This is a genomic window from Cobetia sp. 5-11-6-3 (assembly GCF_013374055.1).
Taxonomy (GTDB): Bacteria; Pseudomonadota; Gammaproteobacteria; order Pseudomonadales; family Halomonadaceae; genus Cobetia; species Cobetia marina.
Genome location: NZ_BLWJ01000003.1, coordinates 274911 through 287325, shown reverse-complemented (window position 1 = coordinate 287325; position 12415 = coordinate 274911). Strand labels below are relative to the sequence as shown.

The window sequence follows — 12415 nt, the reverse complement described above, 5'->3', positions numbered from 1 at the left end:
GGTCAGGCGTGACGCCTCTCGTGGCGAGCTGTCGCGCGCTCATCGGGAGTCTTTGCCTGAGGTGGCGACAGGGGCGGCGGGGTCTGCGTGACCCTGCCACCTTCCGTCGCGAGTCATCGTCGTGACCACTACAGTCTGGACGATGTTCAAGCGTGCGCCTTGATCCATGTCAGGACGATGACGTCGAGCTGACAGTCTGCCTGTGGAATTGGCGGGGCGGGTCAGCAGACCAAGTACCAGTCGTTGCCGGCCCCATCGTCTCTTGATTGGCTCATCCCCGCCCAGCCCTGCGTGGTCTAGTCGTTCTCGCTCTGATCGGGCTTGGTGGCTTCAGCGGCGGCGGTCTGGCGTTCCAGGTTGGCCAGCATGCCGCGCAGGATGGACAGCTCACGGCGGGTCGGTTCAGCGCGGGCAAACAGTGCACGCAAGCGCTCTTCGGTCTGTGAGTGCGGTTGATTGAGGAAGCCGGAACCGCGCAGGGCACGGCCGAGGTGCTCGTGGAAGTGGCCGAGCTGCTCGCGGGTCGGCAGCTGGTCATCCTCACGACGCGCGACCGGAGCCTCGCTGGTCGGCTCCAGGGTGCGACGCCAGGCGCTGCGACACTCGTGGGCGAGTACCTGTACGGCCTGGGAGACATTGAGGATGCCGTAGTCGGGGTTGGTGGGGATGGACACCTGGTGCGTGCAGCAGCCGATCTCCTCGTTGGTCAGCCCGAAGCGTTCACGGCCGAACACCAGCGCCACCTTGCCATCCTGGGCGGTATCGATGACGCGCGCGGCCATCTCGCTCGGCTCATCGAAGTGAGGCAGCGGCAGACTGCGCAGGCGGGCACTGGCACCGATGACCAGCTGGCAGTCATTGACGGCGTCTTCGAGACGCTCGACCACGCGGGCGTTTTCCAGAAGCTCCGCGGCGCCGCTGGCCATGCGCGTGGCTTCCTCATCGGGGAAGCAGCGCGGGTTGACCAGCACCAGGTCCTTGATGCCCATGGTCAGGATGGCGCGAGCGGTGGCGCCGATATTGCCGGGATGGAAGGTCTGCACCAGCACGACACGCACGTTGTCGAGGGTGGCTGGGCTCGAGGCAGAGCTGGAGGTATCAGTCATGAGAAGAAGATCCTGGGCAAGCGAGGCGCGCGGCCTGAGCGGTTGTCGTCATTGATCGTGGGCGTCAATGCGCTGCCAGCCTCGTGCACTGCCAGCGTCATGCACTGTCATCACGAAGAGGCAATGTCTCAGGTCGCCGCAAAAAAGTGGCGCCTAGTGTAGCGTGACGGGCGAGAGGAGTCAGGTAGCGGCCTGCGCCGTGCAAGCGAGGCATGTCACGGCGGGGAGCGTGAATGTCAGGCATGAAAAAACCGCCCCTGCTTGCGCAGGAGCGGTTCGGGTCACGACGGGTGAGTCGTGGGGTGAGGCTGGCTTACATCATGCCGCCCATGCCACCCATTCCGCCCATGCCACCCATGTCGCCGCCGCCGGCAGCTGCCTTGTCTTCCGGGTCTTCGGCGATCATGCATTCGGTGGTGATCATCAGGCCGCCGATGGAGGCTGCGGACTGCAGGGCAGAACGCGTCACCTTGGCCGGGTCCAGCACGCCCATCTCGAACATGTCGCCGTAGACACCGGTGGAGGCGTTGTAACCGTAGTTGCCTTCACCTGCCTTGACGTTGTTCAGCACGACGGAGGCTTCTTCGCCAGCGTTGGTGACGATCTGACGCAGCGGCGCTTCCATGGCGCGCAGCGCGATGGCGATACCGTGAGTCTGGTCTTCGTTGTCGCCTTTCAGCTCGGTCAGCTGGTTGAGGACGCGAACCAGGGCGGTACCACCGCCAGGCACGACACCTTCCTCGACGGCTGCACGAGTGGAGTGCAGGGCGTCTTCGACGCGAGCCTTCTTCTCTTTCATCTCGACTTCGGTGGCAGCACCGACGCGGATGACGGCAACACCGCCGGCCAGCTTGGCGACACGCTCCTGCAGCTTCTCGCGGTCGTAGTCAGAGGAGGTTTCCTCGATCTGCGCGCGGATCTGGGAGACACGAGCTTCGATGTCGCCTTCGTTGCCGGCGCCATCGATGATGGTGGTGTTTTCCTTGGACATGGTCACGCGCTTGGCGGTGCCCAGGTGGTCCAGGTTGGCCTGCTCGAGGTTGAGGCCGACTTCTTCGGAAATCACGGTGCCGCCGGTCAGGACAGCGATGTCCTGCAGCATGGCCTTGCGACGATCACCGAAGCCCGGCGCCTTGACGGCCGCGACCTTGACGATACCGCGCATGGTGTTGACGACCAGAGTCGCCAGCGCTTCACCTTCGATGTCTTCGGCGACGATCGCCAGCGGCTTGCCGGACTTGGCGACGCCTTCCAGCACCGGCAGCAGTTCGCGGATGTTGGAGATCTTCTTGTCGACCAGCAGGATGTACGGGTCTTCGAGCTCGACCGCCATGGTGTCCTGGTTGGTGACGAAGTACGGAGACAGGTAGCCACGGTCGAACTGCATGCCTTCGACGACTTCCAGCTCGTCTTCGAAGCCACGGCCTTCATCGACGGTGATGACGCCTTCCTTGCCGACCTTCTCCATCGCTTCCGCGATGATCTCGCCGATGCGAGAGTCGCCATTGGCGGAGATGGTACCGACCTGGGCGATGGCCTTGGTGTCGGTGCACGGCACGGACAGCTCACGCACGGCCTTGACGGCTTCGATGACGGCCTTGTCGATGCCGCGCTTCAGGTCCATCGGGTTCATGCCGGCGGTCACGCCCTTCAGGCCTTCATTGACGATGGACTGAGCCAGCACGGTGGCGGTGGTGGTGCCGTCACCCGCGACGTCGGAAGTCTTGGAAGCGACTTCCTTGACCATCTGGGCGCCCATGTTCTCGAAGCGATCCTTCAGCTCGATTTCCTTGGCGACGGACACGCCGTCCTTGGTCACGGTCGGTGCGCCGAAGGATTTTTCCAGCACCACGTTGCGGCCTTTCGGGCCGAGGGTAGTCTTGACGGCATCCGCCAGGACATTGACACCACGCGCCATGCGCTTGCGAGCATCATCGGAGAAACGAACGTCTTTTGCAGCCATTGTTATCTCTACCTTTAATCAGTAAGTCGTAGCATTTAAACCGGAAACGCTGGAAATCAGCCTTCCACCACGGCGAGGATGTCGCTCTCGCTCATGATCAGCACTTCTTCGCCGTCGATCTTCTGCTTCTCGACGCCGTAGCCATCCTTGAAGATGACGGTGTCGCCGACTTTCACGTCAAGCGGGCGAACTTCACCGTTCTCGAGGATTCGGCCGTTGCCGGCGGCAAGAATTTCACCGCGCGTCGGCTTTTCCTGAGCGCTGCCGGGCAGAACGATGCCACCTGCAGTTTTCTGTTCTTCTTCCACGCGACGGACCACGACGCGATCGTGCAAGGGACGGATGTTCATTGCTCACGTTCTCCTGATGGTAAATCCCGCCATCTGCCGGTCTTTGCCGGCACGTCTGGCGTTCAATGGGGTTGCCTACCGAGTGTTGGGCCTCGCAGAGGCGAGGCCGTTATCCATTGCACCGCTTTTATGGTGGCGAGAGGACAGCTTTCAAGTAGGCGAACATAAAAAAATTTCAAATCTCGTCATCAACTGCGTCGCCTGAAAGGCACGCACTTGAGGTGCCGACTATCCCGATGCACTACTGTGAGTTGAATCAAGCAGTTGAGTGTATCTGAGCCATACGCCTCTGGCATGTGGACGCCCGACGGTGAATGACGTCCATTGGTACTAGGTGTCAGCGATGAGGCGCGTTGCACAGCGCGGCCATGCACAGCGCGGCCATACACAGCGCGGCCATGCATGGCAACGAAAAGCCCGGCAGGGGAGATGGGCTCCCGTACCGGGCTTAGATCATCATCATGCAGTGGGGGCTCGTCGGGCTCTTTGCCTGTCGAGGCGCGATGCCGGCCTACAGACGTGGCTCATCGCGGCTGATGTAATCGCCTTCCAGCGGCTGCCCACCCTTGTCACCGCTATTGGCGCGGCCTGATTCGCGCTGTGGCTCCTCCTGCTGGGCAGTGCCGTGATCCGTGGACTGCCAGTTGCCGGAGTGCGTCTGACGTGACTGACTCTGTGCGGAGAAGCGACCCTTGAAGAAGCGTGCGATGGCGTTGTTGCCGCTCAGGCCTCGGGTCAGCAGTCCACGCGAGGCCGGCAGCAGGCAGAGCAGCCCCAGGCCATCCGAGAGAAATCCCGGTGCCATGAGCAGCGCGCCACCGAAGATCAGCGCCGCGCCTTCCATCAGTTCACCGGAGGGCATCTCGCCACGTTGCAGGCGCTCCTGGGCACGCATCAATGTCGCGCGACCTTCGCGTCGAATCAGATGCAGGCCCACGGCGCCGGTGATCAGTACCAGTGCCAGCGTCGGCAGCAGCCCTATCTGGCTGCCAAGACTGAACAGCACCACGAAATCCAATAACCCGAACAGGGTAATCACTAGCAGTATGGGCATCGTCTCTCCCGAATCCGGTAAATGGCAGCTTGCACCAATGCGTCAAGGGTAAACCAGCAGCAGGATGGGGAACAGTCGAATCGATGTCATGAAAGGCTCATGCCGGCCGACGTGGATGGCTGGCGCTGGTGGTAGAGCGGTGCCATGCTGGATGTTGCAGTGCACAATGACGGCGAGTGATACCGTGTCAGGCGCGACGGATGTCTCAAGTGTCCGAAGGTGGCAACGATACGCCTGACCAGGCGGGCCCCATGGCGGCCGGAAGGGACATGGGCACGCCGCATCAGCACCCGCCTGCAGGCCGCTACGTTGATGACGAGACCGGTTGCGTTGGCCGGTTGGGCCAGCGTTGAGGCAGGACACGTCGCAATCTGTTGCACTGCGTCATGCAGATTCACCGTGAGCCTGCAGCGTTCGTCATCCGTGACAGCTCCAGTCACGGTGGCACACGCGGATGGACGCGGTGCGGGACACTCGACACATTGATCGTGACGCTCGTACGGCATGCGGGCCTCGCACCCGGCAGGCATTTCTCGCTGTCGGCAGACAACCTGGGAGACGGGACATGAAGCTTGACGACAAGGTCATCGCGATTACGGGCGGCGCTCGTGGGCTGGGGCTGGCCATGGCGCGACATCTGGGTGAGAAGGGCGCCGTGCTGGCGCTGCTGGATATCGAACAGGGCGGTCTGGATGACGCTGTCTCGAGCCTGGAAGCGGCGGGCATCAAGGCGCAGGGGTTCGTGACCGACGTCGCGGACGAGGCCTCCGTCACGCAAGCCTTCTCTGCCATCAAGGCGGCGCTGGGTCCGGTGAGTGGTCTGGTCAACAATGCCGGCATTACCCGAGATGGTCTGCTGATCAAGGCGCGTGATGGAGTCGTGGAGAAGACCATGTCGCTGTCCAGCTGGCAGCAGGTCATCGATGTCAATCTGACCGGTGTCTTCCTGTGCACGCGTGAAGCCGCCAGTCAGATGATCGAGGCCGGTCAGCCGGGCGTGATCGTCAACATCTCCAGCATCTCGCGCGCCGGCAACATGGGGCAGAGCAATTACACCGCAGCCAAGGCGGGTGTCGCCGCGATGAGCGTCACCTGGGCCAAGGAGCTGGCGCGCTACAAGATTCGTGTCGGTGCCGTGGCACCGGGCTTCATCGCCACTGAAATGACCGCCGGCATGAAGCCGGAGATGCTCGACAAGATCAAGAGTGGCATCCCGATGCGTGATCTGGGACGTCCGGAAGACATCGCGGGCAGCGTGGCCTTCATCTTCGACAATGATTACTTCACGGGGCGCGTGATCGAATGTGATGGCGGTCTGCGTATCTGAGCCGATGTCTCCTGCCTGACGTCATGCCTCCCTCTGTGAATGCGCAAGCCCCCATGCCGGATCTGCCGATATGGGGGCTTTTTCGTGCATGCGAGAGAGTCGACTTGCGTGCGAGGGCCAAGGTGACATGCATCCAACGAGGCGTGCCGTGCGTAATCCCGGTATCGCGGTTCATATCGGATAAAGGAGATTCGTCATGCAACGTCGCCAATTCATGGGGCTTGTATTGGGTGGCGGTGCGATGTTGGCACTGCCGGGACTGGCTGCCGCTCGCCCGGAGCTTGAGCTGGAGCGCTCGCCGGACATTGCCGAGCTCGTGCTGGATGATGACGAGTGGCGCGCACGCCTGAGTGCAGAGCAGTATCGCGTGCTGCGCGAGGAAGGCACCGAGCGCTCAGGCTCCAGCGCGCTCAACAAGGAAGCGCGTGACGGTGAGTACCGCTGTGCCGGCTGTGACCTTGCGCTGTTCACCTCGCGCACCAAGTTCGAGTCCGGCACTGGCTGGCCGAGTTTCTTCGACCATATCGAAGGGCATCTGTTGACCAAGACGGACTACGGGCTGGTGTGGCCGCGTACCGAATATCACTGCGCACGCTGCGGAGGGCATCAGGGACACGTGTTCGAGGACGGCCCCAGGCCCACGGGACTGCGCTGGTGCAACAATGGGGTGGCGCTGCGTTTCGTGCCGGCCTGAGGGGGCCTGTGAAGCTAAAGCAATCCACGGGCTTTGTGGTAACGTGACGGCATCGTGATGCAGGCGGCCCGGTCGACTCAGCGACCGGGCCGCCTGCGTCTTGTCACCAGAATCATAGTCGTGAAGGGATCGATGTTTCATGGACGCTACCGCAACTGACGCCACTACCGCTCGCCCTGCACCGACGCTGTCGCCTGCTGCCACCGCTCGCCGCATCCAGCAGGCGCTGGCGGCGGAGCTGGACGTGCGTGAAGAACAGATCACCGCGACGGTGGAGCTGCTGGATGGCGGCGCCACCGTGCCCTTCATCTCGCGTTACCGCAAGGAGGCGACCGGCGGGCTGGATGACACCCAGATGCGTCTTCTGGAAGAACGCCTGCGCTATCTGCGTGAGCTGGAAGAGCGCCGTCAGGTGGTACTCGAATCCATTGCCGAGCAGAGCAAGCTGACCGCGAGTCTCGAGCGCGATGTGCTGGCTGCCGACAGCAAGCAGCGTCTGGAAGACCTCTACCTGCCGTATCGCAAGAAGCGTCGTACCAAGGCCCAGATTGCCCGTGAGGCGGGTCTTGAGCCGCTGGCGGATGCCTTGCTTGGCGACCCGACGCTGGTGCCGGAAGACGAGGCGGCTGGCTTCGTCGATGCCGACAAGGACGTGGCCGACCCCAAGGCGGCACTGGATGGGGCCAAGCAGATTCTGATGGAGCGTTTCGCGGAAGACGCCGCGCTTGTCGGTCGTCTGCGTCAGCGTCTGTGGGATGACGGTATCCTCAGTGCCCGGGTGATGAAGGGCAAGGAACAGGAAGGCGCCAAGTTCTCCGATTACTTCGAGCATGACGAGCCGCTGCACAAGGCACCGTCGCATCGCGCGCTGGCCATGCTGCGGGGTCGCAATGAAGGCGTGCTGAGCCTCGCGCTCAAGCTGGAAGGCGAGGACGAGTTGCCGCGGCACCCGATGGAGGGTGCCATCGCGGCGCATTTCTCCCTCGAGGACCAGGGGCGCGCCGCGGATCGCTGGTTGAAGGAGGTGGTGCGCTGGACCTGGCGGGTCAAGCTCTATACCCATCTGGAAAGCGAGCTGATCGGCCGCCTGCGTGAGCGTGCCGAGCAGGAGGCCATCCAGGTCTTCGCCGACAACCTGAAGGATCTGCTGCTGGCAGCCCCGGCGGGGCCCAAGGCCACCCTGGGGCTGGACCCGGGCCTGCGTACCGGCGTCAAGGTCGCGGTGGTGGACGCCACCGGCAAGTATGTCGATCAGGCCACTCTCTACCCGCATGCGCCGCACAATCGTTGGGATGCCTCGGTGGCGGAGCTGGTCAGGCTGGTCGAGCGTCATGATGTCGAGCTGATCGCCATCGGCAACGGGACCGCATCACGCGAGACCGACAAGCTGGCCGCCGACGTGCTGACCCGCCTGTCCGGTCGTCGCCTGCAGAAGGTGATGGTCAACGAGGCAGGGGCGTCCATCTACTCCGCCTCGGAATATGCCGCGCGTGAATTCCCGGATCTGGACGTGACCATTCGTGGTGCGGTCTCCATTGCCCGTCGCCTGCAGGACCCGCTCGGCGAGCTGGTCAAGATCGAGCCCAAATCCATCGGGGTCGGCCAGTATCAGCATGATGTCAGTCAGGTGCAGCTGGGGCGCAGTCTGGAGGCGGTGGTCGAGGACTGCGTCAATGGCGTCGGTGTCGATCTCAACATGGCGTCCAGTGCGCTGCTGTCACGCGTCGCGGGTCTGAATACCACGCTTGCCGAGAATATCGTCGCGCATCGTGATGCCAATGGCCGCTTCGCCTCGCGCAAGGAGCTTCTGAAGGTCAGTCGGCTCGGGCCACGTACCTTCGAGCAGTGCGCCGGCTTCCTGCGTATCGCCGAGGGTGAGAACCCGCTGGATGCCAGCGCCGTTCACCCTGAGGCCTACCCGCTGGTCGAGCGTATCGCCAGAGCGCATGGCCGTGAGCTACCCAGCCTGCTGGGCGACAGCAGCTTCCTGCGCAGCGTGAAGCCTGCCGAGTTCACGGATGAGCACTTCGGGTTGCCGACAGTCACGGACATCCTGCGGGAGCTGGACAAGCCGGGGCGCGACCCGCGTCCTGAATTCCGCTTCGCCGAGTTCAAGGAAGGGGTCGAGACGCTCAAGGATCTCGAACCGGGCATGAAACTTGAAGGTGTCGTGACCAACGTCACCCATTTCGGGGCCTTCGTGGACATCGGTGTGCATCAGGATGGCCTGGTACACATCTCTGCTCTGTCGCAAAAGTATGTTGCCGACCCGCGTGAGGTGGTGAAGGCCGGTGACATCGTCAGCGTCAAGGTGATGGAGGTCGACATACCGCGTGGACGCATCGCGCTGAGCATGCGCATGAGCGATACTCCCGGTGAAAAAGGCGCGGGAGGCGAGGCGCGACGCGGGGGCGAGGGCAATCGTGGAGGGCGCTCCCAGACCGGGGGTGGTCGTCAGGAACGAGGCGGTCGCGGCAGCGGCTCCAGTGCAGGAGGCGGCGCGGCACCCGCCAACAATGCCATGGCAGCGGCCCTGCTCAATGCACGCAAGTCGAAATCATAAGCCTTGAAAGCATTTTTTACGCGCCCATAATGTGGGCATACTGACTGACGCGAACGGTGGATGCCGTTCGCGTCTTGCATGGCATCCGGTGCAGTCCGCGGGCCATGGTCATCCAACTCGACCGGAGAGGCTGGGCTTCTCCCCATGCGAAAGGGTCAATACCTTGTCCGAGCAACTCGCGTCCGCCATTGCGCGACTCAAGGCCCCCGCCCGTCAGGGACTCTTCGGGCGTCTGCGCCGTGGCATCGAGAAAGAAGGCCTCAGGGTCGACGCCGACGGCCGCATCAGCCAGACCCCGCACCCGCGTGCTCTGGGGTCCAAGCTGACTCACCCGTACATCACCACGGATTATTCCGAGTCGCTGCTCGAGTACATCACGCCGGTCTTCTCGCGTCCCAAGGATTCCCTGGAGTTTCTGGCGGACCTGCATCGTTTCAGCTATCGCAATCTGGGGGATGAGCTGATCTGGCCGGCCAGCATGCCGCCAAGGCTGAACGGCAATGACAGCGTGCCGATCGCGGATTATGGCACCTCCAACACCGGCACCATGAAGCATGTCTACCGCAAGGGACTGGATGTGCGCTACGGGCGCATCATGCAGTCCATCGCCGGTATCCATTACAACTTCTCGCTGCCGGATGATTTCTGGACGCTGCTTCAGAAGATGGAGAATGCCGAAGGCGAGGATGCGCGTGACTTCCGCTCGCGCCGCTACTTCGAGCTGATCCGCAACTTCCGGCGCCATAGCTGGATTCTGCTCTATCTGTTCGGCGCCTCGCCGGGGATCGACGAAAGCTTCCTGGATGGTGGCAATGATGACCGTCTCAAGCGTCAGGCCGACCGCAGTCTGGTCTCGGCCTATGCCACCAGCCTGCGCATGTCGGACCTGGGCTACCAGAACAAGGTCCAGGCACAGCTCAAGATCTGCTTCAACTCGCTGGACAACTTCGTCGGGACGCTGCGTCACGCCATCGTCACGCCGTGGAACGACTACGAGAAGCTGGGGGTGAAGCAGGCTGATGGCAGCTGGTCGCAGCTCTCCAGCAACATCCTGCAGATCGAGAACGAGTACTACTCCGACATCCGTCCCAAGCGTGTCACCCGGCACAACGAGACGCCCAGTCAGGCGCTGGAAGGCCGGGGTGTCGAATACATCGAGGTGCGCTGTCTGGATCTCAATCCCTTCCTGCCGGTGGGGATCGACGAGACGCAGATCCGCTTCCTCGATACCTTCCTGATCTGGTGTCTGCTGACCGAGAGCCCATGGATCGATGACGAGGAATGCGCCAACCTTGACGACAGCAAGCGACGCGTCGTGGAGGCGGGGCGTGACCCCGAGCTGACCCTGAACGTCAAGGGTGAGGAGCGGCGTCTGCGTGAACTGGCCGCCAACGTGATGGATGAACTTGGCGAAGTGGCAAGCCTGCTGGACGAGAACCACAAGTCAGGCAGCGAGCATCGCGATGCGCTGGCGGCACTCGCGCCGCGCTTTGACGATGCCCAGACCACGCCCTCGGGCCGTCTGCTGACCAGCATGCTCGACAACGGCAGCAACTTCGTCGATGAGGTGCTGGCGCTGGCCAAGGGGCAGGCCGAGCAGTTCAAGACGGAGCCGATGGAGCGTGCACGTGGCTACCTGCTGGATCAACTGGTCGAGACCTCCCTGCAGCAACAGGGCGATATCGAGGCCGGCGACCATCAGGACTTCGATACCTTCATGGCCGAATACTTTGCCTCGGCGCATGCCACGCAACCGGCCTGACTCGTCGATGCAACGCCGATTCATGTTCAGGTCATCCCTGCGCGGCATGATAGGCATCCATCGCTGATCGCGGCGACACCGGCCATCGCGACATCATCGGCGCCTCAGACTTGAGGCGCCGATGATGTCTCTGGCCCATGCGTGCGTCCTGGCCAGGCAATGACGCCACGCATGCTCTGAGGTGGTCATGGAGAGATGTCTTCGTGATCGCGCCATTTCTCACCAATGACTCCAGCGGAGTCGGACGGCAAGGACAGCAAATGACACACGCGGACAATCAATCAGGACAACAGCCGACACGCCAGGGTGGGGGGCTCGCCTGTCTGGCGCGCTGGAGCGGGCGTCAGTGGTGCCTGTTGGGGGCGCTGGGGTGCGCGTTGCTGCTCGGTGTCGCCTTCGTGCTGCAGTTTGCCTTCGGTCTGGCACCGTGTTCGCTGTGCATCTTCCAGCGCGTGGCGGTGGCCGTGGCAGGCGTCTTCTTCCTGCTGGGTGCCGTGCATGGACCGGGGCGTATCGGTACCCGCGTCTACGCGCTGGGTGCGCTGGCGGGCAGTGTGGGTGCCATCGTGCTGGCCGGTCGTCATGTCTGGCTGCAATCCCTTCCGCCGGATCAGGTGCCGGCCTGTGGCCCGGGCCTCAACTACATGCTGGAAGTACTGCCGGTATGGGACGTGATCACCCAGGTGCTCAATGCCTCCGGTGAATGCGCGCAGATCAGTGCCCAGTGGCTGGGGCTCTCGATCCCTCAGTGGTCGTTGATCGGCTTCTGTGCTCTGACGCTGGTACCGCTGGCCATGCTGTGGAGCAGCTTCCGGCGTTGAGGGCATGACGCCTGCCACCATGGTGGGGGGTTGGCAGCGTCCGTCGCATGGAGGATAGTGGGTTGGCAGCGGGGTGAGCACCTGATGTCAGCCCCACCGTTCGGGTCATGCCAGAGGAGGCGCCCATGCTGGAGGAATGCACCACTGCGGCGGAACGCTTTCGTGGCGTTCATCAGTTGGTTGATCGCTGGCTGGATCAGCGACGCGAGATGCTGGTCTGCTTCATGGATCTGCACGAGGCCTGCGTCAATGATCTCGAGCAGCTCGACATGACACGCGTCAATCGCTTCATCGAGCTGTTGATGGATTACATCTCGGCGGGCCATTTCGAAGTCTATCCTCAGCTCAAGGAAGAGGGGCGTGTCTTCGAGGACACCCAGGCTCTGGCCGCTGCCGAGAAATTGATGCTGCGTCTGGAGCCCTCGACGGAGCTGGTACTGTCCTTCGATGAGGACTTCTCGAGTCCGACCCGCTGCCAGCACTACCGCACACGCCTGCCCGAGTGGCTGGCCCGTCTTCAGGAGGGGCTGACGGAGCGCTTCGCGCTGGAAGATCAACTGATTCAGCGCCTACATGCGGTACACGAGCCACTGGCTCACTCGCGGCAACCCGTGGCATGAGTGAATGACTCAGGCAGACATGCTGTCCGCCTGAGTACTGAGTGCTGAGTGCTGAGTGCTGAGTGCTGAGTGCTGAGTGCTGAGTGCTGAGTGCTGAGTGCCAGCCGCCGTCAGTGGCAACACGAAAAAGCCCCCGTCAGCAGATGCTGGCGGGG

Annotated in this window: 10 protein-coding genes; 6 read left to right on the top strand and 4 right to left on the bottom strand. The window is 62.9% G+C overall.

Translation table 11 applies throughout. The features are described from left to right. Window positions 1–296 precede the first annotated feature (296 nt). The 4 genes from HXS66_RS07095 to HXS66_RS07080 form a co-directional block, all read right to left on the bottom strand. Window positions 297–1106: an RNA methyltransferase gene (locus tag HXS66_RS07095; protein WP_084208010.1), complete on the bottom strand. Its 810-nt coding sequence runs from the start codon at window positions 1104–1106 to the stop codon at window positions 297–299. Between the two features lie 313 nt (window positions 1107–1419). Further along, on the bottom strand, window positions 1420–3069 hold the full coding sequence (groL, locus tag HXS66_RS07090; protein ID WP_065392449.1) for a chaperonin GroEL: 1650 nt from the start codon (window positions 3067–3069) through the stop codon (window positions 1420–1422). Between the two features lie 56 nt (window positions 3070–3125). Then, complete coding sequence (locus HXS66_RS07085; RefSeq protein ID WP_043331438.1) at window positions 3126–3419, bottom strand: co-chaperone GroES; 294 nt, start codon at window positions 3417–3419, stop codon at window positions 3126–3128. A 511-nt stretch (window positions 3420–3930) separates the two neighbouring features. Continuing rightward, the gene (locus tag HXS66_RS07080) at window positions 3931–4473 is read right to left on the bottom strand and encodes an FxsA family protein (RefSeq protein ID WP_176503166.1); all 543 of its coding nucleotides are present in this window, start codon (window positions 4471–4473) and stop codon (window positions 3931–3933) included. 565 nt (window positions 4474–5038) lie between these two features. On the opposite strand from HXS66_RS07080, the gene HXS66_RS07075 reads away from it, so the two are divergent. The 6 genes from HXS66_RS07075 to rsd all read left to right on the top strand — a co-directional run bounded on the left by HXS66_RS07075 (window position 5039) and on the right by rsd (window position 12260). Next, a complete protein-coding gene (locus HXS66_RS07075; protein ID WP_084208013.1) occupies window positions 5039–5800 on the top strand; it encodes an SDR family oxidoreductase in 762 nt (253 codons plus the stop codon). Window positions 5801–5996: 196 nt separating this feature from the next. Continuing rightward, window positions 5997–6494: a peptide-methionine (R)-S-oxide reductase MsrB gene (msrB, locus tag HXS66_RS07070; protein WP_176503165.1), complete on the top strand. Its 498-nt coding sequence runs from the start codon at window positions 5997–5999 to the stop codon at window positions 6492–6494. Window positions 6495–6633: 139 nt separating this feature from the next. After that, window positions 6634–9057, top strand: a complete 2424-nt coding sequence (locus HXS66_RS07065) for a Tex family protein (protein WP_176503164.1) — start codon at window positions 6634–6636, stop codon at window positions 9055–9057. Between the two features lie 163 nt (window positions 9058–9220). Beyond that, window positions 9221–10819, top strand: coding sequence for a glutamate--cysteine ligase (gene gshA / locus HXS66_RS07060; protein WP_176503163.1), 1599 nt, complete (start codon window positions 9221–9223; stop codon window positions 10817–10819). 260 nt (window positions 10820–11079) lie between these two features. Beyond that, the gene (locus HXS66_RS07055; RefSeq protein ID WP_084208017.1) at window positions 11080–11640 is read left to right on the top strand and encodes a disulfide bond formation protein B; all 561 of its coding nucleotides are present in this window, start codon (window positions 11080–11082) and stop codon (window positions 11638–11640) included. A gap of 125 nt (window positions 11641–11765) precedes the next feature. After that, the gene (rsd, locus tag HXS66_RS07050; protein ID WP_077375202.1) at window positions 11766–12260 is read left to right on the top strand and encodes a sigma D regulator; all 495 of its coding nucleotides are present in this window, start codon (window positions 11766–11768) and stop codon (window positions 12258–12260) included. Window positions 12261–12415: the final 155 nt, after the last annotated feature.